Source organism: Ancylobacter pratisalsi, assembly GCF_010669125.1.
GTDB lineage: Bacteria > Pseudomonadota > Alphaproteobacteria > Rhizobiales > Xanthobacteraceae > Ancylobacter > Ancylobacter pratisalsi.
Genome location: NZ_CP048630.1, coordinates 1,133,132 through 1,157,660, shown reverse-complemented (window position 1 = coordinate 1,157,660; position 24,529 = coordinate 1,133,132). Strand labels below are relative to the sequence as shown.

At 68.4% G+C, this 24,529-nt stretch carries 26 protein-coding genes; 16 read left to right on the top strand and 10 right to left on the bottom strand.

Annotation, left to right across the window (positions count from 1 at the left end):
- Positions 1 to 27 precede the first annotated feature (27 nt).
- Positions 28 to 648: a J domain-containing protein gene (locus G3A50_RS05695; protein ID WP_163074356.1), complete on the bottom strand. Its 621-nt coding sequence runs from the start codon at positions 646 to 648 to the stop codon at positions 28 to 30.
- Positions 649 to 758: 110 nt separating this feature from the next.
- Between G3A50_RS05695 and G3A50_RS05690 the strand changes: the two genes are divergently transcribed.
- Positions 759 to 1,067: a BolA family protein gene (locus tag G3A50_RS05690; protein WP_163074355.1), complete on the top strand. Its 309-nt coding sequence runs from the start codon at positions 759 to 761 to the stop codon at positions 1,065 to 1,067.
- A gap of 103 nt (positions 1,068 to 1,170) precedes the next feature.
- Here G3A50_RS05690 and G3A50_RS05685 read toward each other — a convergent pair whose 3' ends face one another.
- The 3 genes from G3A50_RS05685 to G3A50_RS05675 all read right to left on the bottom strand — a co-directional run bounded on the left by G3A50_RS05685 (position 1,171) and on the right by G3A50_RS05675 (position 4,399).
- Positions 1,171 to 2,445 (bottom strand): HlyC/CorC family transporter, encoded by a 1,275-nt coding sequence (locus G3A50_RS05685; RefSeq protein WP_163074354.1) that lies wholly within the window; start codon positions 2,443 to 2,445, stop codon positions 1,171 to 1,173.
- Between the two features lie 230 nt (positions 2,446 to 2,675).
- Positions 2,676 to 3,812, bottom strand: a complete 1,137-nt coding sequence (aroB, locus tag G3A50_RS05680; protein ID WP_163074353.1) for a 3-dehydroquinate synthase — start codon at positions 3,810 to 3,812, stop codon at positions 2,676 to 2,678.
- Positions 3,809 to 4,399 (bottom strand): shikimate kinase, encoded by a 591-nt coding sequence (locus G3A50_RS05675; protein WP_163074352.1) that lies wholly within the window; start codon positions 4,397 to 4,399, stop codon positions 3,809 to 3,811. The genes aroB and G3A50_RS05675 overlap by 4 nt, the downstream gene beginning before the upstream one ends.
- A 141-nt stretch (positions 4,400 to 4,540) precedes the next feature.
- Here G3A50_RS05675 and G3A50_RS22380 point away from each other — a divergent pair, with 141 nt between their 5' ends.
- From G3A50_RS22380 to G3A50_RS05660, 4 genes are all read left to right on the top strand, one after another.
- On the top strand, positions 4,541 to 4,684 hold the full coding sequence (locus G3A50_RS22380; RefSeq protein WP_170308625.1) for a hypothetical protein: 144 nt from the start codon (positions 4,541 to 4,543) through the stop codon (positions 4,682 to 4,684).
- A 19-nt stretch (positions 4,685 to 4,703) separates the two neighbouring features.
- A complete protein-coding gene (locus G3A50_RS05670) occupies positions 4,704 to 5,684 on the top strand; it encodes a site-specific tyrosine recombinase XerD (protein WP_163074351.1) in 981 nt (326 codons plus the stop codon).
- Between the two features lie 269 nt (positions 5,685 to 5,953).
- Positions 5,954 to 6,919 (top strand): acetyl-CoA carboxylase carboxyltransferase subunit alpha, encoded by a 966-nt coding sequence (locus G3A50_RS05665; RefSeq protein ID WP_170308659.1) that lies wholly within the window; start codon positions 5,954 to 5,956, stop codon positions 6,917 to 6,919.
- A 152-nt stretch (positions 6,920 to 7,071) separates the two neighbouring features.
- Positions 7,072 to 8,946, top strand: coding sequence for a L,D-transpeptidase family protein (locus G3A50_RS05660; protein ID WP_246252159.1), 1,875 nt, complete (start codon positions 7,072 to 7,074; stop codon positions 8,944 to 8,946).
- Between the two features lie 352 nt (positions 8,947 to 9,298).
- Here the strand turns inward: G3A50_RS05660 and secA are convergent, their stop codons facing one another.
- Positions 9,299 to 12,088 carry a preprotein translocase subunit SecA gene (gene secA, locus G3A50_RS05655; RefSeq protein ID WP_163074348.1) on the bottom strand — a complete coding sequence of 930 codons (2,790 nt, stop codon included), beginning with the start codon at positions 12,086 to 12,088 and terminating at the stop codon, positions 9,299 to 9,301.
- 448 nt (positions 12,089 to 12,536) lie between these two features.
- On the opposite strand from secA, the gene G3A50_RS05650 reads away from it, so the two are divergent.
- From G3A50_RS05650 to mutT, 3 genes are all read left to right on the top strand, one after another.
- The gene (locus G3A50_RS05650; RefSeq protein ID WP_163074347.1) at positions 12,537 to 13,541 is read left to right on the top strand and encodes a peptidylprolyl isomerase; all 1,005 of its coding nucleotides are present in this window, start codon (positions 12,537 to 12,539) and stop codon (positions 13,539 to 13,541) included.
- A 298-nt stretch (positions 13,542 to 13,839) separates the two neighbouring features.
- A complete protein-coding gene (argJ, locus tag G3A50_RS05645; RefSeq protein ID WP_163074346.1) occupies positions 13,840 to 15,078 on the top strand; it encodes a bifunctional glutamate N-acetyltransferase/amino-acid acetyltransferase ArgJ in 1,239 nt (412 codons plus the stop codon).
- 19 nt (positions 15,079 to 15,097) lie between these two features.
- Complete coding sequence (gene mutT, locus G3A50_RS05640) at positions 15,098 to 15,508, top strand: 8-oxo-dGTP diphosphatase MutT (RefSeq protein ID WP_163074345.1); 411 nt, start codon at positions 15,098 to 15,100, stop codon at positions 15,506 to 15,508.
- Between the two features lie 54 nt (positions 15,509 to 15,562).
- Here mutT and G3A50_RS05635 read toward each other — a convergent pair whose 3' ends face one another.
- Complete coding sequence (locus tag G3A50_RS05635) at positions 15,563 to 16,444, bottom strand: methyltransferase domain-containing protein (protein ID WP_163074344.1); 882 nt, start codon at positions 16,442 to 16,444, stop codon at positions 15,563 to 15,565.
- 152 nt (positions 16,445 to 16,596) lie between these two features.
- Here G3A50_RS05635 and G3A50_RS05630 point away from each other — a divergent pair, with 152 nt between their 5' ends.
- The 4 genes from G3A50_RS05630 to G3A50_RS05615 are packed head-to-tail and all read left to right on the top strand — an operon-like array spanning position 16,597 to position 19,126.
- Positions 16,597 to 17,412: a ComF family protein gene (locus G3A50_RS05630; protein ID WP_425483468.1), complete on the top strand. Its 816-nt coding sequence runs from the start codon at positions 16,597 to 16,599 to the stop codon at positions 17,410 to 17,412.
- Between the two features lie 39 nt (positions 17,413 to 17,451).
- Positions 17,452 to 17,709, top strand: a complete 258-nt coding sequence (grxC, locus tag G3A50_RS05625) for a glutaredoxin 3 (protein ID WP_163074343.1) — start codon at positions 17,452 to 17,454, stop codon at positions 17,707 to 17,709.
- Positions 17,710 to 17,735: 26 nt separating this feature from the next.
- The gene (locus G3A50_RS05620; protein ID WP_163074342.1) at positions 17,736 to 18,647 is read left to right on the top strand and encodes a carbon-nitrogen hydrolase family protein; all 912 of its coding nucleotides are present in this window, start codon (positions 17,736 to 17,738) and stop codon (positions 18,645 to 18,647) included.
- Positions 18,644 to 19,126: a DUF1178 family protein gene (locus G3A50_RS05615; protein ID WP_163074341.1), complete on the top strand. Its 483-nt coding sequence runs from the start codon at positions 18,644 to 18,646 to the stop codon at positions 19,124 to 19,126. Before G3A50_RS05620 ends, G3A50_RS05615 begins: the two co-directional genes overlap by 4 nt.
- A gap of 4 nt (positions 19,127 to 19,130) precedes the next feature.
- Here the strand turns inward: G3A50_RS05615 and G3A50_RS05610 are convergent, their stop codons facing one another.
- Genes G3A50_RS05610 through G3A50_RS05600 form a run of 3 tightly spaced genes read right to left on the bottom strand, consistent with a single transcriptional unit; the run spans position 19,131 to position 20,653 of the window.
- Positions 19,131 to 19,742, bottom strand: a complete 612-nt coding sequence (locus G3A50_RS05610; protein WP_163074340.1) for a DsbE family thiol:disulfide interchange protein — start codon at positions 19,740 to 19,742, stop codon at positions 19,131 to 19,133.
- Complete coding sequence (gene ccmD, locus G3A50_RS05605; protein ID WP_163074339.1) at positions 19,739 to 19,909, bottom strand: heme exporter protein CcmD; 171 nt, start codon at positions 19,907 to 19,909, stop codon at positions 19,739 to 19,741. The genes G3A50_RS05610 and ccmD overlap by 4 nt, the downstream gene beginning before the upstream one ends.
- A 9-nt stretch (positions 19,910 to 19,918) precedes the next feature.
- Complete coding sequence (locus G3A50_RS05600) at positions 19,919 to 20,653, bottom strand: heme ABC transporter permease (protein WP_163074338.1); 735 nt, start codon at positions 20,651 to 20,653, stop codon at positions 19,919 to 19,921.
- Between the two features lie 132 nt (positions 20,654 to 20,785).
- On the opposite strand from G3A50_RS05600, the gene G3A50_RS05595 reads away from it, so the two are divergent.
- A complete protein-coding gene (locus G3A50_RS05595) occupies positions 20,786 to 21,196 on the top strand; it encodes a DUF930 domain-containing protein (protein ID WP_246252156.1) in 411 nt (136 codons plus the stop codon).
- Positions 21,197 to 21,237: 41 nt separating this feature from the next.
- On the opposite strand, the gene G3A50_RS05590 is transcribed toward G3A50_RS05595, so the two are convergent.
- Positions 21,238 to 21,471: a hypothetical protein gene (locus G3A50_RS05590; RefSeq protein WP_163074337.1), complete on the bottom strand. Its 234-nt coding sequence runs from the start codon at positions 21,469 to 21,471 to the stop codon at positions 21,238 to 21,240.
- Positions 21,472 to 21,746: 275 nt separating this feature from the next.
- On the opposite strand from G3A50_RS05590, the gene ffh reads away from it, so the two are divergent.
- The 3 genes from ffh to rimM all read left to right on the top strand — a co-directional run bounded on the left by ffh (position 21,747) and on the right by rimM (position 24,515).
- Positions 21,747 to 23,282, top strand: coding sequence for a signal recognition particle protein (gene ffh, locus G3A50_RS05585; protein ID WP_163074336.1), 1,536 nt, complete (start codon positions 21,747 to 21,749; stop codon positions 23,280 to 23,282).
- A gap of 132 nt (positions 23,283 to 23,414) precedes the next feature.
- The gene (gene rpsP, locus G3A50_RS05580; protein WP_163074335.1) at positions 23,415 to 23,804 is read left to right on the top strand and encodes a 30S ribosomal protein S16; all 390 of its coding nucleotides are present in this window, start codon (positions 23,415 to 23,417) and stop codon (positions 23,802 to 23,804) included.
- Between the two features lie 171 nt (positions 23,805 to 23,975).
- Complete coding sequence (gene rimM / locus G3A50_RS05575; RefSeq protein WP_163074334.1) at positions 23,976 to 24,515, top strand: ribosome maturation factor RimM; 540 nt, start codon at positions 23,976 to 23,978, stop codon at positions 24,513 to 24,515.
- Positions 24,516 to 24,529: the final 14 nt, after the last annotated feature.

Sequence of the window (24,529 nt, the reverse complement as noted above, 5' to 3'; positions counted from 1 at the left end):
GGCCTTGGTCTGGCGAGACGCGGGCGGCTAGCAATAGCCCGCGTTCTTGAGGTGATTATAGGCCTGGATGACGTCGCGCAGACGGTCCTCGGTCGATATGTCGCCGCCATTGGCGTCGGGGTGGTACTTTTTGACCAGAATCTTGAACCGCGCCTTGATTTCCTGAGGCGTGGCCGAGATTTCGACGCCGAGGGACTCGAACGCCCGCCGCTCGGCGTTGCGGATCATCCGGTTCTCGCGCGGCGGCTCGGGCTCGGGGCGTGCCGTGCCGCCCATCTCGCCGAACATGCCGAACGGATCGGCGAAGCCTTCCGGCTGATGCTGGCGGGCATGGGCCTCGCGCGCGGCTCCCGCGCCGCGCGAGCCCATCTTCCAGGTCGGCCGATGGCCGGTCATGGCGTCCTTCTGATAGGCCATGACATCTTCGTCCGGCATGCCGGAGAAATAGTTGTAGGACTGGTTGTAGGCCCGCACGTGATCGAAGCAGTAACGCCAGAACTGCCCCTCGCGGTCGCGCCCCTTGGGGGCCCGATGCGTCGCGGGGTGGGTGCACCCGTGCCATTCGCAAACCGGGCCTTCCGCCTTGACGGTGCGATCGCGGTTCGGTTTGACGCGGATGCGGTCGAATATGGGAGAGTCGAACTTCATGATCGATCGATTATGCTGCTGCCGGGTCAGGTATACAAGAAACCGCTACGCCGTCATCGCCTCTTCCGGCGATATTGACGCCTGAGCGTGGGACAGATACCGCATCCACCATGAATGCCACTCCCGAAGAACCTGGTTCCGGCATCGATGCCGTTGCTGAAGCGCTGGTCCGCGTGCGGACCGCGCTGGCGGAATTGTCCCCGCTCACGCTGGAGCTTGAGGACGAAAGTCATCGTCATGAGGGCCATGGCGGGCACCGGGCCGGGTATCTCACGCATCTTCGCGTGCGTATCGTGGCGGAGGCGTTCCGCGGGCAGAACCGTCTCGCCCGGCACCGCCTGGTGAACGGCCTGCTGGCGGACGAGATCGCCCGTGGCCTGCACGCGCTGGCGATCGAGGCGAAGGCGCCGGGCGAGTAGCCCGGTTTCGCATCACGATCGGCCGGATGCCGGGAGAGTGGCTCGCCCTATATGGGGCGTCGCCAAGCCAATTCCAGATTGTCGCGCACGACCGATCGCGGGATCAGGCGGGGCGGGTGAGCGGTGTCAGCCGCAGCAGGGTGATGCGGTTGCGCTGCTTGCGCATCACCTGGAAGCGGAAACCGTGGAAAATGAAGGTCTGGCCCGGCTCGGGGATGATGCGCGCCTCGTGAATGACGAGGCCGGCGACCGTGGTGGCTTCCTCGTCCGGCAGTTCCCAGCCCATGGCGCGGTTGAGATCGCGGATCGCGGTCGAGCCCTCCACGCTCACCGAACCGTCCGGGTTGCGGCGCGCGCCGGTGAAGGCCTTGTCGTGCTCGTCGGATATCTCGCCGACGATCTCCTCCAGAATGTCCTCCAGAGTCACCAGCCCCATCACCTCGCCATACTCGTCGACGACGAGCGCGAAGTGCTGTTTGCGGCGGCGGAATTCCTTGAGCTGGTCGACCAGCGAGGTCACGTCCGGGACGAACCAGGCCGGCAGGGCGATCTTCTCGATGTCGAGCTTCGAGGTATCGTTGCCGATCGCGCGCAGCTCGCGCAGCAGGTCCTTGGCGTGGAGCATGCCGATGATGTTGTCCGGCCGCTCGCGCCACAGCGGCAGCCGGGTAAAGGGCGAGGCCAGCACCTCGTTGACGATCTTTTCCGGCGGCTCGTCGGCGTTCAGGCTCGCCATCTTGGTGCGGTGGACCATGATGTCGGAGACCTCAAGCTCGCCCAGATCAAGCAGCCCGCCGAGCATGTCGCGCTCGTCCTTGACCACGCTGCCCTCGCGATGGAGCAGGTCGACCGCGCCGCGCAGCTCCTCGGCGGCGGTGAGCACGCTCTTGGTCTTGCCGAGCGGAACGCCAAGAATGCGCAGCATCGCGCGCACCAGCGCCTCGATGGCCATGGTGAGCGGGCCGAACAGGCTGACAATGGCGCGGATCGGCCGCGCGACCAGAAGCGAGACCGTGTCCGGATTGTTCAGCGCAATGGTCTTGGGCAGCACCTCGGAAAAGATGACGACGACAATCGTCATGCCCAGCGTCGCATAGGCGATGCCGGCATTGCCGAACCAGGCCAGCAGCAGCCCGGTGGTGAGCGAGGAGGCGGCGATGTTGACGAGATTGTTGCCGAGCAGGATGCCGCCGATCAGACGCTCCTGCCGCTCCATCATGCGGTTCACCAGCGAGGCGCGCTTGTCACCGTTCTTCTCCAGCGCATGCATGCGCGCCTTGGAGGAGGCGGTGAGCGCGGTCTCGCTGCCCGAGAAGAAGAAGGACAGCATGAGGCACACGACCACGGAGCCGAGAGCGAGCCAGTCATAGGTGGTCAATGGGCCCTCCTTGGACATTGCGTGGCTTGATCGGGACGCGGGGCGTTCACCCCCCGCCATCGCATGCACGTCCCGGAGCCGGGGTGCAATGCGGGGCACGGTCTTAAATGACCCTGGAGGGGGACAATGACAAATCTGCGCGAGGACACGGGCCTCTCACGCCCACACCTGTCACCCAAACATCCGTCCTCCGAAGAGGCCCTCCGGCTCCCTCGTTACGCGAAAAGGCCCTAGCTCCGGGCGCGCTCGCCCTCAAGGAAGGTACGCAGGGCGGCCGGGTCGACGTCGCGGGCGATGAAGCTCTGGCCGATGCCGCGCGCCAGGATGAAGGTGAGCGCGTTGCGCGAGACCTTCTTGTCCTGCGCGATGAGATCCATCAGCCCGTCCGTGTCGGGCAGGTCGCCGGGAATGTCCTTGATCCGGGTCGGCAGCCCGACCGTGGTGAGGTGCTTGGCGACGCGCGCGGCATCTTCCGGCGAGCACAGGCCCTGCGCGGCGGAAAAGCGGAATGCCTGCGCCATGCCGATCGCCACCGCCTCGCCATGGAGCAGGCGCTGGGAGAAGCCGGCCCCCGCCTCCAGCGCGTGGCCGAAGGTGTGGCCGAGATTGAGCAGGGCGCGGTCGCCGGTTTCCTTCTCGTCGCGGGCGACGACGGCGGCCTTGGCGGCGCAGCTGGTGGCGATGGCCTCGATACGCGCTGGCCCGTCGTCGAACACATCCTGCCATTTGCGTTCCAGCCAGGCGAAGAACGGAGCGTTGTCTATGAGGCCGTATTTGGCCACCTCGGCATAGCCCGAGCGAAACTCGCGCAGCGGCAGGGTGCTCAGAGCGTCGGTATCGGCCAGCACGAGAAGGGGCTGGTGGAAGGCGCCGACAAGGTTCTTGCCGTGGCGCGAATTGATGCCGGTCTTGCCGCCCACGGACGAATCGACCTGTGCCAGCAGGCTGGTGGGGGCCTGCACGAAGTCGATGCCGCGCCGCAGCGCCGCCGCCGCGAAGCCGGCGAGATCGCCCACCACGCCGCCGCCGAGCGCCAGCACGAGGTCGCGCCGCTCGATACGGGCGGCAAGGAGGCTGTCGACCACCTCCGCGAAGCCGGCATAGCTCTTCGACTTTTCGCCCGGCTCGATGATGATCGCGGTCGGGGCGAGACCGGCGGCCTTCAGCGACGCCTCGACGGTCGCCAGATGGCGCTCGGCGACGTTGCGGTCGGTGACGATGCCCACGCGCGCGCCCGGCCGCAGCGCGGCGATGCGCGCACCGGCCTCGTGGAGCAGATGCGGGCCGATAGCGATGTCATAGCTTCGTTCGCCCAGGTGCACCGGAAGGGTGGTGACATCGTTCGAAAGGCTGGCGGCTTCGCTCACGCGTCTGCTCCTGTTTCGCCGCCGCCGAGATGGCGGTCCAGCGCGTCGATCACTTCGTCCACCATCACCTCCTGCGGCACGTCGCGCGAGGTGACGGTGATCGCGGCGTCGGCATAGATCGGGTAGCGCTCGTCGATCAGGCGCGCCAGCGTCGCGGCGGGGTCGTCGGTGCGCAGCAGCGGGCGGTCGTCACGCCGGCGCACCCGGCGCAGCAGCAGGTCAAGATCGGCCTTCAGCCAGACCGAAATGCCGGAGGCGGCGATGGCCTCGCGCGTCTGCGCGCTGGTGAAGGCGCCCCCGCCCGTGGCCAGCACCATGGGGCCGTTCTCAAGCAGGCGGGCGATCACCCGCTTCTCGCCATCGCGAAAGGCCGGCTCGCCGTGATGGGCGAAGATCTCCGGGATCGACATCCCGGCGGCCTCCTCGATCTCGGTATCGGCGTCGGCGAAGCGCATGGCGAGCCGGCGGGCGAGGCGCTTGCCCACCGACGACTTGCCCGCGCCCATCATGCCGATCAGCACGATGGATCGCGTGCCCAGCCGTTCGCGTAGCGCGGCCGCCCTAACATCGTCGATTTCGGCCGTCATCGCCCATGTCCGTTGCTCTCAGGCGACCTATCATCCGTGACCGGAGGACGCAATGCAGGCACGTTGCTTACCTGTGACGGGCGAAACGCTCTAGCATGGGACATTCCTCACCCGTCGATTCGAACAGGTCGTTCATCGCCCATGCCGAGCCTGATCCGTCTTCTCGTCATTCTCGCCCTGCTTGGAGGTCTTGGCTACGGCACGCTCTGGGCCTTCGCCAATCTGGTCAAGCCGCAGCAGCGGGAGATGAGTGTGAACGTCCCCCAGGACAGGTTCGCGAAATGAACGCTCAGGCACGGGCCCGATGATGGCGAAGGCGCGCGGGACCGCCGGGCTGTTTCTCGACATGCTCGCGGCCGAACGCGGGGCCAGCGCCAACACGCTCGCCGGCTATGGCCGCGACCTCGACGATTACGAGGCGTTTCTGCAGGACCGGGGCACGCAGGCGCGGGAGGCGACGACGGAAGACATCCGCGCCTTCCTCGCCGATCTCGACCGGCGCGGGCTCGCCAGCGCCAGCGTGGCGCGCAAGCTCTCGGCGATCCGCCAGTTCCATCGCTTCCTTTATGTCGACGGCCATCGCGACGGCGATCCGGCGGCGGTGCTGGAAGGCCCGCGCCGGGTGCGTCCGCTGCCCAAGGTGCTGGGCGAGGCGGAAGTGACGGGCCTGATCGAGACCGCGCATGCCCGCGCCCAGCAGGACGCTCCGTCGCTGGCGGAGGCGGCGCGGCGCGCGCGCGTGGCGTGCTTTGTCGAGCTGCTCTACGCCACCGGGCTGCGCGTGTCCGAACTCGCCGCGCTGCCGGCCTCCGCCGCCACGCTGAAGGGCGAGGCGATCATCGTGCGCGGCAAGGGCGACAAGGAGCGGCTGGTGCCGCTGGGCGACGCCGCCAAGAACTCCATGCGCGCCTATCGCGACGCCATGGACCGGGCGGCGGCCCACGCCGCCGAGGGCCGCAAGGGCGCGGCCCGGCCGGGCGAGGGCGCGCGCTGGCTGTTTCCCTCCGGCGCCGCGAGCGGGCACATTACCCGCCAGCAGGTGGCGCTGGACCTGAAGGACCTCGCCCTGGCGGCGGGCATCGACCCGGCGCGGATCTCGCCGCATGTGCTGCGCCACGCCTTCGCCAGCCATTTACTGGCCCATGGCGCGGAGCTGCGCATCGTGCAGACGCTGCTCGGGCACAGCGACATTTCGACCACCCAGATCTACACCCACGTTCTCGACGAGCGGCTGAAGGGGTTGGTGCGCGACCTTCATCCGCTGGCCGAGGGCGGCGGCGAATAGGCGGGACGCGCGTTTCGCCGGCAAGAGAACGGCCCGGCGGGGCCTGCGTGTTGCGGCCCTCCTTCACCGCTCCTCGGCTTCCCGCGAGGTGGCGGGGAGGGGGCAAGGAGAGCCACCCCGATGCCGCCCGCGGGGCGGGAAACCGCCCAAAGCGCGGTCGCCGGGGGTGAAAACCATTCCTTGCCTTGACGTCGCCCACCTCTCGGGGCAGCTTCCGCGCACTTTCGCCGGCCGCCGGATAAGGCGCCCCTCCCCATCTTTCCCGGGTCATCGACGATCTAATGCGCAGCTACCTCGATTTTGAGAAGCCCGTGGCCGAGCTCGAGGCCAAGCTGGAAGAACTGCGCGCCATGGCGACGCAGGGCGACGCCGTCGCTATCGGCGACGACATCCTCCGCCTCGAAGGCAAGGCCAACGAAGCGCTGATCCAGCTCTACGCGAACCTGACGCCCTGGCAGAAGACGCAGGTGGCGCGCCATCCGATGCGCCCGCACTTCTCCGATTATGCCGCCGCGCTGTTCGAGGAATTCACCCCGCTGGCCGGCGACCGCAAGTTCGGCGACGACGCGGCGATCATGGGCGGGCTGGCGCGTTTTCGCGGGCAGGCGGTGTGCCTGATCGGGCAGGAGAAGGGCTCCACCACCGAAACCCGCATCAAGCACAATTTCGGCATGGCGCGGCCTGAGGGCTACCGCAAGGCGGTGCGGCTGATGGAGCTGGCCGAGCGCTTCTCGCTGCCGGTGATTTCGCTCGTGGACACCGCCGGCGCCTTCCCCGGTCTCGACGCGGAAGAGCGCGGCCAGGCCGAGGCGATTGCGCGCTCCACCGACGCCTGTCTGTCACTCGGCGTCCCCAATGTCGCCGTGATCATCGGTGAAGGTGGGTCCGGTGGGGCGATTGCCATCGCCACGGCGAACCGTGTCCTGATGCTTGAACATGCGATCTACAGCGTGATCTCGCCGGAGGGCGCGGCCTCGATCTTGTGGCGTGACACTGCCAAGGCCCAGGAAGCGGCGATGAACATGAAGATCACCGCCCAGGACCTGGCGCGCTTCCACATCGTCGACACCGTGATCGCCGAGCCGCCGGGTGGCGCGCATCGCGATCCGCAGGCGGCGATGACGGCGGCGGGTGACGCCATCGAATCAGCGTTGCGCGAGCTCGATGGGCTGGACCCGAAGAGCCTGCGCAAGGCGCGGCGGGAGAAATTCCTCGCCATTGGGCGCAATCTCTAGAGGGAAGCCCGGCCGGATTGCGATAATCGCCGGTCAAGGGTAACGCTCTAGTATTCGGGTTCGTCTTTTTCGCGGGCGGACGGGGAGTATTGAGGGTGAGCCTTCCGGTGTTGTCTCGGCTCTTCCGTGCAGGAACAGGCGCGCGCTGGCGCATGGCCCTTCTTGGCGGGTGCGCCGCGCTGGCCCTCGCCGGCTGCACGGGCGATGATTCGCCGTCCATCAATGCCAAGGCGATGAAGTCGCTCTCGCCGCAGACGCTGGCGCTGCTCAACCAGAAGGGCATGTCCAAGACCAGCCCGCTGGTGGTGCGCATCTACAAGGAAGAGTCGGAGCTGGAGGTCTGGAAACAGAACAGCGACGGCGACTACGCGCTGCTCAAGACCTACCCGATCTGCCGCTGGTCCGGTGAGCTGGGGCCCAAGGTGAGGGAAGGCGACCGGCAGGCGCCGGAAGGCTTCTACACCATCACCCCCGGGCAGATGAATCCCAACTCCAGCTACTACCTCTCCTTCGATCTCGGCTTTCCCAACGCCTATGACCGCGCCTGGGGCCGCTCCGGCTCCAATCTGATGGTCCATGGCGACTGTTCCTCGCGCGGCTGCTACGCCATGACCGATGAACAGGTGCAGGAGATCTTCGCGCTCGGCCGCGAGAGCTTCCGTGGCGGGCAGCGCGCCTTTCAGGTGCAGGCCTACCCCTTCCGCATGACCGCGGAGAATTTGGTCCGCCACCGCAACAATCCGAACCTGGCCTTCTGGAAGATGCTGAAGGAGGGCAGCGACACCTTCGAGATCACCAAGGCGCAGCCCAAGGTCGACTATTGCGGCAAGCGCTACGTGTTCGACGCCACGCCGGTCGACCCGAGCCAGAAGTTCCAGGCCTCCCAGCCCTGCCCGGAATACACCCAGCCCGAGGGGCTCCAGCAGGCGCTCGCCTCCCGGCAGCAGGACGTGAATACCCGCATCGCCAGCGCCGGTTCGCTCGCGCCGCTGGCGCCGGTGAAGACCGGCAAGGACGGCGGCATGCACAAGGTGTTCCTCGCCAAGCTGGAAAACCCCGAGCTTTCCGCGCCCGGTTCGCTCCCGCCGGTGGTGAAGCCGCCCGGCAGCGAGTATGGCGTCGCCACCAATGAGCCCGCGCCGGCGGAGAGTATCGCGCTCGCCACCGCCGACATGGTGCCGACCAGCGCCAACGTGCCGCTGCCACTGCCCCGTCCGACCGACGCCCCGGGCGGCGGCTCGCAGGTCGCGGCGCAGTCCGCCCCCTCGTTCCTGGGTCGCCTGATCCCCTCGCTCACGCCGGCCGAGACGCCGGACGCTCCGGCGGCCAACGGGACACCCGCGGCTCCGCCGTCCGAGCCGACGCAGGTTGCCGCGCTCGAATCGGGCGGTGGGTTCTTCGACGGGGTTCGCAGCCTGTTCAGCCGCAGCAGCGAGCCGGCGCCGAGCGAACCCGCTGCCGCCGAGACGTCGTCCGGCTTCTCCTTCGGGCGGCTGTTCGGGGGCGGGGCCTCCGAGCCCTCGCCGGATGCGGAGCCGAATGCGGCCGCGCTGCCCGTGCAGGCCCCGGTTCCGCCCGAGAAGCCCGCCGCGCCGGCACAGAGCGCCGCCCGCGAGGCCGCCATTCGTGACGTGGCTTCGCGCCAGAGCGCGCCGCATCAGAACGCCGCGCGCCCGGCCGCGACGTCCACCACGGCGGTTGCACCCGCGACGACCGCTTCCGCCACCGCCTCCGCTACTTCCGCGGCCAGCCAGCCGCGCCCTGCGGCGACGCCGAGCATGCAGCGTGTGCCGAGCCCCGGACAGGCCGCTGCGGCCGCCTATTACCAGTCTCTGCCGGCCCAGCCGGGCGCACAGGGCGCGCCGGCCGCTGCGGTTGCCACATCGGTATCGGCCTCGACGACCCCGGCGCTTCGGCCCTCGGTCGCGGCCAATGGCCAGGAGCCGCTCTACGGCAGTTCCAGCGGGTCCGGCCTGCCCGGCGCGGCGATCCTCACGCCCGGAACATTCTCCTCGGCCGTGCAGTAGGGCGACGCCCAAACCCGACAAGACCTCTCCCGCGCCGTCACGGCGTCGGCAGCGTTGTCGTCGAACGCCGGCAACGCGTGCTCGCGTGTCGAAAGAGGCTGCGCAGCTGGAGTTCAGGGAAGCTGGAGTTCAGGGAAGGCGAGCGGGAGCACTGTGAGGGGGCGCCTGCCGCCAGGGCGCTCGGGCCAAGGGGCGTGGGCCGTGCGGCGAGACACGCGCCGCGCCGGAGGCCGGTCTCACGTCACGCGGATCTGAGGACGCTTCAACGCACCCGTCCCGCGCGGGCGCAGGGCTCACGCGGGACGGGTGGTTTGTTGAAGACGCGGACGTGTCGAGCTGACCAACGTGCCGTTCAGACGAACTTGCCGTGGCAGTGCTTGTATTTGAGGCCTGAACCGCAGGGACAGGCCTCGTTGCGCCCGACACGGCCCCAGGTGGTCGGATCGTTCGGATCGCGGCGCGCGGCCTCGGCGTCCGGTGCCAGTGTGGCGGCGCTGGCGAATTCGGCGTCGGCCAGGGCGAACTCGTCTTCGCCGGTATCCGCATCGATGTGATGCGCGCTCATCGGCAGCTCGGGCTCCGCCTGCGGCGTGGTCATGATCTCGACGCGCATGAGCTGGGCGGTGACCGCCTCGCGCAGGTTCGAGAGCATGGCCTCGAAAAGCTGGAAGGCTTCCGACTTGTACTCGTTCAGCGGATCGCGCTGGGCATAGCCGCGCAGGCCGATGACCTGACGCAGATGGTCCAGCGTGACCAGATGCTCGCGCCAGAGATGGTCGAGCGTTTGCAGCAGGATCGACTTCTCGACATAGCGCATGATCTCGGGGCCGTACTGGGCGGCCTTGGCGGCCATCGCCTCATCGGCGCGGGCCTGCACGCGCTCGCGCATCTCCTCATCGGCGATGCCTTCCTCGGCCGCCCATTCCTTGACCGGGAGATCAAGCCCGAGAACGTGGCGCAGCGCCTCGGCGAGGCCATCGGTGTCCCACTGCTCGGGATAGGCGTTGGGCGGCACGAACTTGACGACGAGATCCTCGATCACGCCGTGGCGCATCTCGGCCACCGTCTCGGCGACGTCGTCGTCGCGCATCAGCTCGACGCGCTGCTCGAACACCACCTTGCGCTGGTCGTTCATCACGTCGTCGTATTTGAGAAGGTTCTTGCGGATGTCGTAGTTGCGCGCCTCGACCTTCTGCTGGGCCTTCTCCAACGCCTTGTTGATCCAAGGGTGGATAATGGCCTCGCCTTCCTTCAGGCCGAGCTTCTGCAGCATGCCGTCAAGCCGGTCCGACCCGAAGATGCGCATCAGGTCGTCGTCGAGCGAGAGGAAGAAGCGCGAGTGGCCGGGGTCGCCCTGGCGGCCGGAGCGGCCGCGCAGCTGGTTGTCGATGCGCCGGCTCTCGTGGCGCTCGGTGCCGATCACGTAGAGGCCGCCGGCGTCGAGCGCCTTCTGCTTGAGCACGCTGATTTCCGCGCGGATGCGGGCCTCGGCGGCGGCGCGCTCCTCGCCTTCCGGCAGGTGGGTCAGCTCGTGCGAGATCCGCATGTCGGCGTTGCCGCCGAGCTGGATGTCGGTGCCGCGACCGGCCATGTTGGTGGCGATGGTGATGGCGCCGGGAACGCCGGCCTGCGCGACGATGTAGGATTCCTGCTCGTGGTGGCGGGCGTTGAGCACCGCGAACACCTTGTCGTCCGCCTTGCCCTGGTCGCCGTCATAGAGCGGGCGGAAGGCGTCGGGATCGGAAAAGTCCTTCTGGCGGAAGCCGCGCTTCTTGAGCAGCTCGGCGAGCAGTTCGGACTTCTCGATCGAGGTGGTGCCGACGAGGACCGGCTGGCCGCCCTTCTTGCACTCCTCGATGAGGTCGATGATCGCGTTGTATTTCTCGGCCGAGCTCCGGTAGACCTCGTCATCGTCGTCGATGCGCTGGACCGGGAGGTTGGTCGGGATTTCGATCACCTCAAGCTCGTAGATATCCTGGAACTCGGCCGCTTCCGTGTTCGCCGTGCCGGTCATGCCGGCGAGCTTCTCGTACATGCGGAAATAGTTCTGGAAGGTGATCGAGGCGAAGGTCTGGTTTTCCGGCTGGACCTGCACCCGCTCCTTGGCCTCGAGCGCCTGGTGGAGGCCTTCGGAATAGCGCCGGCCCTGCATCATGCGGCCGGTGAACTCGTCGATGATGACGACCTCGCCATTGCGCACGATGTAGTCCTTGTCGCGCTGGAACAGCGTGTGGGCGCGCAGCGCCTGGTTCACGTGATGGACAACGGTGACGTTCTCAATGTCGTAGAGCGTCTCGCCCTTGAGCTGGCCGCCCTCGCGCAGCATCTGCTCCATCTTTTCCATGCCGGCTTCGGTCATGGAGACGGAGCGCTGCTTCTCGTCGAGCTCGTAATCTTCCTTCGACATCCGCGGAATGAAGGTGTCGATGATGTTGTAGAAGTCCGAGCGGTCGTCGAGCGGGCCGGAGATGATGAGCGGCGTGCGCGCCTCGTCGACCAGGATCGAATCGACCTCGTCGACCACGGCGTAATGATGCGGCCGCTGAACCATCTGGCTCAGCTCGTACTTCATGTTGTCGCGCAGATAGTCGAAGCCGAGCTCGTTATTGGTGGCGTAGGTGACGTCGCAGGCATAGGCCGCGCGGCGTTCATTGTCGTCCATGCCGTGGACGATGATGCCGGTGGTGAGGCCGAGGAAATTGTAAACGCGGCTCATCCATTCGGCATCACGCTTGGCGAGGTAATCGTTCACGGTGACGACGTGCACGCCCTTGCCGGTGAGCGCGTTGAGATAGACCGGGGCGGTGGCGACCAGCGTCTTGCCTTCACCGGTACGCATTTCGGCGATGCCGCGCTCGTGCAGCACCATGCCGCCGATCAGCTGGACATCGAAGTGGCGCTGCCCGAGGGCGCGCCGGGCGGCCTCGCGCACGGTGGCAAAGGCGGGCACGAGCAGGTCGTCAAGGGCCACGCCATTGGCAAGCTGCTCGCGGAATTCCACGGTGCGGGCCCGCAACTCCTCGTCGGAGAGCTTCAACAGGTCCGGTTCGAGCGCGTTGATGGCCGCGACTTTCGGCTGGTAGCCGCGCACGCGGCGGTCATTGGCCGATCCGAAGAGCTTTCGCGCGATAGCGCCGAGCATGAGGCTTCCAATCCGTTCCCGCCATGGCAGATTCGGAGCTCGGCGGGACGGGCCGCCGGGCCCTGTTACGCAATCGGCCGGCGCGAGCGCGCGGGGCTTTGCTCATCGAGACGCCATTTACGGCCGAAATGGGTCTGTCGGGCCGGGCCGCCGCGACGGGCTTGCGGGTTCTTGCGTCACATAAGCGCGAGCACGGGGCAGGCCCCGCGTCGCGTGCCACACTTATGAACGGGTTTGGGGGTTGTCAATCGTGGGCCCGACGTTGGCGCGCGGAGTTTTCCCGTGCCGCCGCCGAGGGCGCTGCGGCTTCCCATTCGTCATGACGCTGTCGCCGCACCGTGCCGACCTGTTTGTTAACCGGCCGTGTCGTCCCGCTTGCAACATGAGCGCGACTGGGCCAGCTTTCGCCGCCTCACCGCGGATAACCGCAACCCAAGGAAAAGATTTCATGACCCGCCATCGCCCGCATGCCGAGCACATGTCGCGCCCCCGTTCCACCGGGCTGCTGCGCGCCGCCGCCCTGGCCGCGCTGCTCGGCGTTGCCGCCCTGCCGTCGCTGCCGGCGTTGGCGCAGACGCCCGCAACCACGCCTGCTGCCCCCGCCGCCGCCGCGACCGATGCCGACCCGGTGCTCGCCACCGTCAACGGCACCGAAATCCGCCGCAGCGACGTCGATGCCGCCGCCCAGGAGCTGGCGCCGAACCTGCCGCCGCAGATTCAGGGGCCGGCGCGCGATGAATATGTGCTCGGCTTCCTCATCGACCTGACCGCAGTGGCCCAGGCCGCCGAGGCCGAGAAGCTGGACCAGACCGACGAGTTCAAGCGCCAGATGGCGTTCATCCGCCAGCGCATGCTGATGCAGGCCGCGCTCGACAAGGCCGCCAAGGCGGCGATGACCGAAGAGGCGATGCAGAAGACCTATCAGGAGGCCGTGGGCCAGCAGAAGCCGGAAGAAGAGGTGCATGCGCGCCACATCCTGTTCCGCGCCGATGCCAACGACCCCAAGTCCTCGGAAGCCGCCAAGAAGAAGGCCGAAGCGGTCGAGGCCCGGCTGAAGAAGGGCGAGGATTTCGCGACCATCGCCAAGGAACTGACCGAGGACCCCTCGGGCAAGGAAGATGGCGGCGATCTCGGCTTCTTCACCAAGGAGCAGATGGTGCCGGAATTCGCCGAGGTCGCCTTCAAGCTGAAGCCGGGCGAGGTTTCCGAGCCGGTGAAGACGCCGTTCGGCTGGCACATCATCAAGGTCGAGGGCACCCGCGAGAAGCCGGTGCCGACCTTCGAGGAAGTGAAGCCGCAGATCGAGCAGTTCCTGGCCCAGAAGGCGCAGGCCGATACGGTGCAGAAGATGCGCGAGTCCGCCAAGGTGGTGAAGACCGACGCCGCCCCCAAGGCGGCGGCGCCCGCCACGCCGGCGGCTCCCGCGACCGACGCGCCCAAGCCCGCGCAGTGACCTTATCGGCGCAGTGATCTCACCCGCGCCATCTGGCGCGGGTGTTCTGAAAACGGCGAAGGCCCCGGACCGCAAGGTGCGGGGCCTTTTGTCTGCTGGCCCGACGGCGTGTGCAGAACGGGCGACGCCGCGAAACGGGGGCACGCGTCGGAGCCGGCGCGCCCGCTCCCGGCCCCGCGCACTGGCACGCCCTCTCGCGCGCGGTCTTGACCCCTGTCTTGCAGAACCCCTGTCTTGCAGATGTCCTGCTTCTCGGGCACACCCGTGCGGCCCTTTTCTCTCTCTCGCCGAGACTCCCATGGCCCACGCTTCTCCGGTCTCCCCGCTCGCTCCCAAGACCACGCCCGATGTCGGCCCGGTGGCGGGCGTTCGCTTTGCCACCGCCGAGGCGGGCATCCGCTACAAGGGGCGCACCGACGTCCTGCTGGTCGAGATGGACAAGGGCACGAGCGTCGCGGGCGTGTTCACCAAGTCGAAGTGCCCTTCGGCCCCGGTGGAATGGTGCCGGGCCAACCTGCCGGGCGGCACGGCGCGCGCGCTCGTGGTGAATTCGGGCAATGCCAACGCCTTCACCGGCCAGAAGGGGCGCGAGTCGACCGCGCTCACCGCCAAGATCGCCGCCGAGGCGCTGGGCTGCGCGGAATCGGAGATTTTCCTGGCGTCGACCGGGGTGATCGGCGAGCCGCTCGACGCCACCAAATATAACGGCGTGCTGGCGGAAACCGCCACGCGCCTCGCCCCGTTGCCCTGGATCGATCCGGCACGGGCGATCATGACCACCGACACCTTCCCCAAGCTCGCCACCGCCACCGCGACCATCGACGGGGTGAAGGTGCGCATCGCCGGCATCGCCAAGGGCGCCGGGATGATCGCGCCCGATATGGCGACCATGCTCTCCTTCGTCTTCACCGACGCGGCCATCGCGGCGCCGGCGCTCCAGGCGCTGCTCTCCAAGGGAGTGGTCGACAGCTTCAATGCCGTGACCATCGACGGCGACACCTCGACCTCGGACACGCTCATGATGTTCGCGACCGGCGCTGCCGGTGCGCCGGCGATCACCGACGCCAAGGACACCCGGCTGGCGAGCTTTCGCCGCGCGCTGAAGGGCGTTCTGGCGGACCTTGCCGAGCAGGTGGCGCGGGACGGGGAGGGCGCGCGCAAGCTGGTGCGCATTCTCGTCACCGGGGCGGTTTCCAAGCGCTCGGCGCGCCGCATCGCGATGTCGATCGCCAATTCGCCGCTGGTGAAGACCGCCGTTGCCGGCGAGGACGCCAATTGGGGCCGTATCGTCATGGCGGTCGGCAAGGCGGGCGAACCGGCCGAGCGCGACCTGCTGACGATCTCCTTCGGCGACATCCGCGTGGCCTATCAGGGCGCGCGCGATCCCGCCTATGACGAGGCCGAGACCTCCGCCTACATGAAGAACGACGTGATCGACATCACCGTCGACATCGGGCTGGGGCGTGGGTCCGACCGGGTGATGACCTGCGACCTGACCAAGGAATACATCGCCATCAATGGCGACTACCGGTCCTGAGCCGGGTAGGGGAAGCGCGATGAAGCTGGTTCTCGTCGCCGCCTGCGCGCTTGTCGATGCCGACGGGCGCGTGCTGCTGACCGAGCGCCCGGCGGGCAAGCAGCTCGCGGGGCTGTGGGAGTTTCCCGGCGGCAAGGTGGAGCCCGGCGAGCGGCCGGAGGAATGCCTTATCCGCGAATTGGCCGAGGAACTCGGCATCACGGTGAAGGAGCCGTGCCTCGCGCCGCTCAGTTTCGCGAGCCACACCTATGAGAGCTTCCAGCTGCTGATGCCGCTGTGGATCTGCCGGCGTTGGGAAGGCCAGCCGCAGGGCCGCGAAGGCCAGCGCCTGGCCTGGGTGAAGCCTGGCGCGCTGCGCGACTATCCCATGCCCCCCGCCGATGAGCCGTTGATCCCGGTGCTGCTCGATCTGCTCGGGCCGGGGCGGTAGGGCGCCCCGGAGCGAGGAGGGGGCCGGTTCACGTGACCAGAATGTTCTCGGGCCTCAGCTGTCGCCCCGCAGCCGCTCCTCCGGCACCTTGAGCGCATCGGCCAGCCGCACCTTGGCCGAGCCGGGGCGGAGCGGCTTCTGCTGGCTCTCATGGGGCGCCCAGCCGGAAATCCACACGATTTCGAACGTCGCGCGCACGCGTCCGTCCGGGTCGGAGAAACGCTCGGCATAGATCTCGAACAGGCGCGTCAGCGTGTCGCGGCGCAGCGGCGCGCGGCGGCGGTCGGCCAGCGGATTGGCGGCCCCCATGCGCCGAAGGTCCTGCATCAGCGCCAGCGGATGAGCGTAGCGCACCACGACGCGGTCGACATCGGTGACGGGCAGGGCGAGCCCGGCGCGCTGGAGCAGGGCGCCGAGATCGCGCAGATCCGCGAAGGGCGCCACGCGCGGGGAAATGCCGCCCGCTGTCTCGCTCTCGGCGACGGTGAAAGCCTCGCGCAGTTCGTTCAGCGTGCCCGAGCCGAACAGCGCGGCCAGCAGCAGGCCGTCCGGGCGCAGCGCGCGGCGGATCTGCGCCAGAACGCCGGGCAGGTCGTTGACGGTCTGAAGCGCCAGCGCGGAGACGATGAGGTCGAGCGACTCCGGAGCGAAGGGCAGGGCCTCGGGATCGATCACGACGTCGACGTCGCCCCGTTCGGCCGGGCCGAAGGCGCGCGTGCGGCCGATCATGCCGGTGGTCGCCAGCGCGGCAGACAGGTTCGGGGCCGGCGTGCCGAGATCGACCGCGGTCCCGAAGTGCCGCTTCACCGCACCGAGCCGGTCGACAAGGTCTTCGCTCACGCGTTCGAGCAGAAAGGTCTCGGCCCCCAGCGCCTGCGCACGGCGGCGCCGCGCGGCGAGCGCGTGGGAATCGAAGATCGCGATGGGTCCGGACATGGGGACTCCCACGGGTTTCGTCGGGCAAAGCCATAGGGCGCGGGCGCCGCCGGGTCAAAGGTCCGGCCGCGAATGCCGGTGACGCGCGTTGTGCAGATGGTATGCTCGGCGCCATGGACAATGGGGCGGAACCGGCACCCGCCGAGGGGGCCATGCGGGGGGCGATGCGCGCGGCGCCGTTTGCCCTGCGATTGGGCAGGGCCGCCGGCCAGGCGGCGCGTCGGGCCGCGCGCGGCATCATCGACCTTGCGCTGCCCCCGAACTGCATGGCCTGCCGTGCGGCCGTGAGCGAGCCGGGTTGCCTGTGCGCGCAGTGCTGGGGGCGGCTGAACCTGATCGAGCGGCCCTATTGCGACCGGCTCGGCATTCCCTTGCCCTATGATTGCGAGCCCGGCAGCGGCGGCCCGCGCCTTTCCAGCGCCGCGCTGGATGCCCCGCCGGCCTATCACCGCGCCCGCGCCGCCGCGCAGTTCGGCGAGGTCGCGCGCGATCTGGTGCATGCGCTGAAATATGCCGACCGGCTCGATGTCGCCACGCCCATGGCGCGGATGATGGTGCGCGCCGGGGCGGATCTGCTGGGCGATGCGCAGGCCCTGGTGCCGGTGCCGCTGCATAACCTCAGGCTCTGGCGGCGGCGCTTCAACCAGTCCGCCGCGCTGGCGCTGGCGGTGCGGCGTGCGAGCGGCGTGCGCGTCGAGACCTCATGGCTGCTGCGCGCCCGGGCCACCCCGCCGCAGGTCGGGCTCGACCGGGCGGCGCGCGCGGCCAATGTCGCCGGCGCCTTCGAGGTGCCGGACATGGCGCGTGGGGAGCTTGCCGGGCGGCGGGTGGTGCTGGTCGACGACGTGCTCACCACCGGCGCCACGCTGGATGCCTGCGCCAAGGCACTGAGCCGGGCGGGCGCGGGCCGGGTCGACGTGCTGGTGTTTGCCCGGGTTGTTGACGGGCAGCCATCGCCCATATCATAGGGGCTCACCGGCAGAGACCGGACCCGACGAGGTGCCCCCATGTCCCAGGTCGAGATCTACACCACCTACACCTGCCCTTACTGCCTCGCGGCCAAGGAGCTGCTGAAGCGCAAGGGTGTCGAATATTCCGAGATCAACGTGGCGGGTGATCCGGTGGCGCGCTCGACCATGTCGCAGCGCGCCAATGGGCGCACCAGCGTGCCGCAGATCTTCATCGACGGCCGTCACATCGGCGGGTGCGACGATATCTATGCGCTCGAAGAGGCCGGCGAGCTGGATCCCCTGCTCGCGACCTGATTCCGCCTTTTGCCGAGAGTGATCCGATGACCGACGACGCCGACGCTGCCCGCGCTTCCCATCTCGGCGCCCCGTTCCGTGCCGCGTTGATACAGATGCGCGCCGCCAAGAGCGTGGCGGCGAATGTCGAGACCGCGTCCGCGCTGATTCGCGAGGCGGCGGCCGGGGGTGCCAGCTATATCCAGACGCCGGAGATGACCGGCACGATGGAGGAGAACCGGCAGGCGCTGTTCGCGGTGCTGCATGACGAGGAGAGCGACCCCGCGCTGGCCGCGTTCCGCGCGCTGGCGGCCGATCTGAAGGTGCACCTGCATATCGGCTCTCTGGCCGTGAAGGCGAGCGAGCACCGCGCCGCCAACCGCTCCTACCTTCTCGGGCCGGACGGGGCGATCCTGGCGCGCTACGACAAGATCCACATGTTCGACGTCGACCTGCCCAATGGCGACGTCTACCGCGAATCCGCCGCCTATCGGCCGGGCGAACTCGCGGTGGTGACGGACCTGCCGCAGATTCGTCTGGGGATGACCATCTGCTACGATCTGCGCTTTCCCGCGCTGTTCCGCGCGCTCGCCGATGGCGGTGCGGGAATGATCGCGGCGCCGGCGGCCTTCACCCAGTCCACCGGCGAGGCGCACTGGCATATCCTGCTCCGGGCGCGGGCGATCGAGAACGGCGCCTATGTGCTGGCGGCGGCGCAGGGCGGCACCCATGAGAACGGGCGCAAGACCTTCGGTCACAGCCTGATCATCGACCCGTGGGGCACGGTCCTCGCCGAGGGCGGTACCGAGCCGGGCGTGATCAGCGCCGAGATCGACCCGGGCAAGGTCGCCTCGGTGCGCACGCGCATTCCCTCGCTGCAGCACGGCCGCCGCTTCGAGCTGGTCGGCCCGGCGGAAGCGGGGCGCCTGCACCTGGCCGCTTCCGGTGACGTGGCATGATCCTCTATCGGCTGCGCTGCGCGCACGACCACCATTTCGAGAGCTGGTTCCGCGATTCGAGCGGCTATGACGAGCAGCGCTCGCGAGGACTGGTCTCCTGCCCGGCCTGTGGCTCGACCGAGGTCGAGAAGGCGATCATGGCGCCCGCGCTGGGGCGAAGCGCGGGTCCGATCGAGGCCGAGCCGGTGGCCGAACCCGCGCGCGAGCCCGCGCCCGAGGAAAACCGCGCCCAGCCGGTCGCGCTGATGTCGCAGAAAGAGCAGGAGCTGCGCGCCATGCTGAAGGCGGTGCGCGAGCATGTGCTCACCCACTCCGACTATGTCGGCGGCGAGTTCGCCCAGCTTGCCCGGCGCATGCATGAGGGCGACGAGGAGAAGCGCCTGATCCACGGCGAGGCCAGCCCGGACGAGGTGCGGGCGCTGATCGAGGACGAGATCGAGGTGCTGCCGCTGCCCGTGCTGCCGGACGAGCGGAACTGAGGCTTCAGGAGCCGGCTTCGGCCTTTTCGATGGCCGGCAGAAGCCGTTCGCGCAGGCCCTGTTCGTCGATCGGGCCGACATATTTGTAGGCGATACGGCCATCCTTGCCGATGACGAAGGTCTCGGGCACGCCATAGACCCCCCAGTCGATGGCGGCGCGCCCCTTCGGGTCGACGCCGACGGCGGCATAGGGATTGCCGAACCGGCCGAGGAAGCGGCGGGCGTTCTCGCTGTCGTCCTTGTAGTTCAGGCCGACGAGGCGGAAGCCGGGCAGCTTGGACAGCTCGACCAGAAACGGGTGCTCGTCGCGGCACGGCGCGCACCACGAAGCGAAGACGTTGAGCACCGTCACGCCGCCTTTCAGTTCCTGCGAGGAGAAGCCCGGCACGGGCGCGCCCTCGCGCGTCAGCCCTTCCAGCGGTGCGAGGCTGAAGGTGGGGACCTCGTGTCCGATCAGCGCCGAGGGCAGGCGCGAGGGGTCGCCCGAGAACAGGCGGCCATAGAACAGCGCCGCCAGCGCCAGGAAGGCGATGAGCGGGAGCAGCACCAGCAGACGCCGGCGGCCGGGTTTCGTGGTGGGGGTGGAGCCGGTGTCGGGCGAAAGGGGTGTGTTCACGAGGGCTCCCGTCCGGCCGAGCGGCGGCGTACGCCGCGCGATTCCAGCGTGTCGAGCTGCCGGCGCACCGCGCGCCCGTCTATGACGATCCACGCCGTGAGCATCGCCAGCACCAGGGCGCTGACGCCGTAGCAGGCGATGATGAATTCACCATGCGGGCCAAACATCAGCGGTTCTCACACATAGGCGGCCTCGGCGGCGGCGCGTGCTTCCAGCGCCCGCAGGCGCCGGCGGAAGATCTCGTTGCGCATCGCCGCCATGTGCAGCGCCAGCATCAGCAGGGTGAACCCGGTGGCGCAGGTCAGCAGCGGCCACAGCATGGAGGGATCGATGGTCGAGCCACCCATGCGGAACACAGAGGCCGGCTGGTGCAGCGTGTTCCACCAATCCACGGAAAACTTGACGATCGGCACGTTGACGAAGCCGACCAGAGACAGCACCGCGGCGGCGCGGCCGGCCTGGTTGGGGTCCTCGATCGCCGAGCGCAGCGCCAGCAGGCCGAGATAGAGCAGCAGCAGCACCAGCATCGAGGTGAGGCGCGCGTCCCAGACCCAGTAGGTGCCCCACATCGGCCGCCCCCAGAGCGAGCCGGTGACAAGGCACAGGAACGCGAAACACGCCCCGATCGGCGCCAGCGCCTTGTGCGCGACATCGGCCAGCGGATGACGCCAGACCAGGATGCCGAGCGAAGACAGCGCCAGCAGCGAATAGCCGAGCATGGCCAGCCAGGCGAAGGGGACGTGGATGTACATGATCCGCACCGTCTCGCCCTGCTGGTAGTCGGCGGGGGCACGGAAGGCGAGGAAAAGCCCGACGGCGAGCACCAGCACCGCCGCAATGGAAAGCCACGGCAGCACGCGCCCGGACAGGGCAAGGAAACGGGTCGGGTTCGCGAGATCCATCAGCGCCATGGCGCGGTTCTAATCTGCCACGCGAACGGCGGCAACACGCTGGACCTGCGGCACAACGCGGATGTGAAGCCATAGGATGGACACAAGCGGCCGGTTGAAGTTCCCTGCCAACAACAGGGGATTCGGGTGCTCATGACCTTTTCGACCACTGCGACCGCAGTTCGCCTTGCCCTTGGCGGGTTTCTGCTGCTGGCCACCCTCTCTGCGGTGGAGGCCAAGTCGCGGGAACAGGAAATGATGATGATCGAGCCGTCCGAGCGCATCGAGCAGCGCTGCAATGCGCGCGCGATGGGCGATGTCGGGCGCGACAACAGGGGCATGAAGCCCGACGAACTCGTGGCCTATGCCTATGGCGACACGGTGATCAAGGGCGCACGCATCAAGGCGCCCGGCGCGGCGATCCGCAGCGGGCGGACCTGGTATCACCTGTCCTATGACTGCGTGACCGAGCATGACGGGCTGGATGTGAAGTCGTTCAGTTTCAAGCTGGGCGCGGCGATCCCCACTTCCGAATGGTCGAAGCACTATCTCGTCGCGCCGTGAGCGGCGCACGGCCGCCTTGCCCCTCGATGCGCGGGCGCGCATCAGGGTCTGCGCGTGGCGACGAGCTTGTGATAGGTGGCGTTGTCCGCGCCGGTGCCACGGTTCTTGTTGATGGCACCGTCGCGTGAAAGCCGGTCCAGGATCGACCTGATCTCGTTCTCCATGTCTTTCGCATAGGCCATCGCCACGCTCTCGGCGGTGAGGCCGCCACGGCTGCGGCTGACGATGGACAGGATGTGATCTTCCAGATTCAGGGTGCGATCTTCCAGATTCATGGGCGCCTTCCACGATTCATCAGGCGATGATAACACGCCGGGGCGTTTGTGACGGCCCGGCCGCGGCCGCAAAGCGCCGTCAGTGCCGGACCAAAGCGCCGGTTTCCTTGACTTCGCCACCTTCCCAAAGTACTGACCTGCCGATCCTCGCACATCTCGCGAGCCGAACCACCGACCGGGCCCTGCGCCCGGAGGTCAACCTCCGACAGCGCGTAGCGCCCTCGGGGGCCATTTGGCTTTGCGCGGTATCCCGGCGGGAATGGAGCTGCGGACGTATGTTCGATTCACTGAGCGACCGCCTTGGCGGCATACTCGACCGGCTTAAGAAGCGCGGCGCCCTCTCCGAGGCCGACGTCAACGAAGCCATGCGCGAGGTGCGCCGGGCCCTGATCGAGGCCGATGTCGCGCTCGACATCGTGCGTTCCTTCACCGACCGGGTACGCACCCGTGCAGTCGGCGCGGAAGTCATCAAGTCGGTCACGCCCGGCCAGATGGTGGTGAAGATCGTCCATGACGAACTCATCGCCATGCTCGGCTCGGACGCCAAGCCGATCGACCTCGACGCGGCACCGCCGGTGCCCGTGCTCATGGTCGGTCTGCAGGGCTCGGGCAAGACGACCTCCACGGCCAAGATCGCCAAGCGCCTGACCGAGCGGGGCAACCGCAAGGTTCTGATGGCCTCGCTCGACACCCGCCGCCCGGCGGCGATGGAGCAATTGGCAACGCTCGGCACCCAGGTCAACGTCGCCACGCTGCCGATCGTCGTCGGCCAGAGCGCGGTGCAGATCGCCCGTCGCGCCATGGAGGCCGCCCGCCTCGGCGGCTACGACGTGGTGATGCTCGACACTGCCGGCCGCGTCACGCTCGACGAGGCGCTGATGGCGGAAGTGGCCGAGGTGAAGGCCGCGACCGGCCCTCATGAAGTGCTGCTGGTCGCCGACAGCCTGACCGGCCAGGACGCGGTGAACACCGCCCGCGCCTTCGACGAGCGCGTCGGTCTCACCGGCATCGTGCTGACCCGCGCCGATGGCGACGGGCGTGGCGGCGCCGCGCTGTCCATGCGCGCCGTCACCGGCAAGCCGATCAAGCTGCTCGGTACCGGCGAAAAGATGGACGCGCTGGAGGATTTCGATCCCCGCCGCGTCGCCGGCCGCATCCTCGGCATGGGCGACGTCGTCTCGCTGGTCGAGAAGGCGGTCGAGAACATCGACGCCGAAAAGGCGATGGCCGCCGCCGAGCGCATGCGCAAGGGGCAGTTCGACCTTGAAGACCTGCGCATGCAGCTCGACCAGATGGAAAAGCTCGGCGGTCTCGGCGGGCTGATGGGCATGCTGCCCGGCGTTGGCAAGATGAAGAACCAGCTCGCCAATTCCGGAATGGATGATCGCGCCATCAAGCGCCAGAAGGCGATCATCGATTCGATGACGAAGAAGGAGCGGCGCAATCCCAAGCTGCTCGACGGCTCGCGCCGCAAGCGTATCGCGAGCGGTTCCGGTACCAAGGTCGAGGACGTCAACCGCCTGATGAAGATGCACCGCCAGATGGCGGATATGATGAAGGCGATGGGCGGCCCCGGTGCCAAGCGCGGGCCCATGGCGGGCCTTGCCAACATGTTCGGCCTCGGCGGTGGCATGCCCTCGCCGGAGCAGATCAAGCAGATGGCCGAGAAGATGCCGGGTGGCGGCAAGGGCGCGCCCGGTGGGCTGCCAAGCCTGCCACCGAACTTTCCCGGCAACATGCCGGGCGGATTTCCCGGTCTCGGCAAGCCGGGCGGGCTTCCGGGCCTGCCGGGGTTCGGGAAGAAGAAATGACCATCCGACCATGAACACGCCGTCATGACCGGGGCCGTCCCGGTCGCCCGCGCCAACGTTCCCACGGGACACGCCGGCGCGGAGATGGCGGACACAACGAATTCGAACATACGTACCTGAAAGGAAAGACCCATGTCCCTCAAGATCCGTCTCGCCCGTGGTGGCGCCAAGAAGCGTCCCTACTACCGCATCGTCGTCGCCGACTCGCGCTCCCCGCGCGATGGCCGCTTCATCGAGAAGATCGGCACCTTCGATCCGCTGAAGCCCAAGGATGCCGAGGACCGCTTCATCCTCGACGTCGAGAAGGCCAAGGCCTGGCTCGCCAAGGGCGCCCAGCCCACCGACCGCGTCGCCCGTTTCCTCGACAGCCTCGATGTGAAGAAGCGCGACGCGCGCAGCAACCCGAAGAAGGCCGTCCCCGGCAAGAAGGCGCAGGAGCGTACCGCGGCTGCCGAGGCAGCGGCTGCTGCTGCCGCTGCTGCGGCGGCTGCCCCCGCCGAGGAAGCCGCTCCGGCCGAGTGAGATGGAAGGCGGGCGCCGCGCGTCCGCCTCTCCCGCCTGTTGGCGACGGCAGAAGAGTGATCCGCGGGGTCGGACGACGCAGCTTCGCGCGGCGCCTTTCCGGCCCTGCCTCGTCTGTACGGACGGCGCGGGGCGCCTCGCCGTCGTGACCCGTATCGGGAGCCGCGCAAGATGACTGACCGCATTCTGATCGCCCGCATCGGCGCTCCTCACGGCGTGAGGGGCGAGGTGCGGCTGTTCGTGTTTGCCGAGTCGCCCGAGTCCCTGCTCGCCTACGGCCCGCTGACCGACGAGGCGGGAAAGAGGCACTTCGAGCTGGCGGCGCTGCGGCCGGCGAAGGACCACTTCGTCGCCCGCTTCAAGGGGATCGACAGCCGCGAGGCGGCCGAAGCCCTGACGAATGAAGGTCTGCACGTTTCCCGCGATCTTCTGCCCGAGATCGATGACGAGGACGATTTCTATCAGGCCGACCTGATCGGGCTGGCCGCCGTCACGACCGAGGGCGAGCCCTTCGGGCGGGTGCTCGCGGTGCATGATTTCGGCGCCGGCGACATTCTCGAAATCGCCCCCGAGGCCGGCGGCAAGACCGTGATGCTGCCCTTCACCCGCGCCGTGGTGCCGGGCGTGGACATCGCCGCCGGGCGTCTCGTTGTCGATCCCGGCGAGTGGGCGCGCGAAGAGGCCCCGCCCCCCGAGGCGGACCGGGGGTAGCCGCAGCGTTGTTG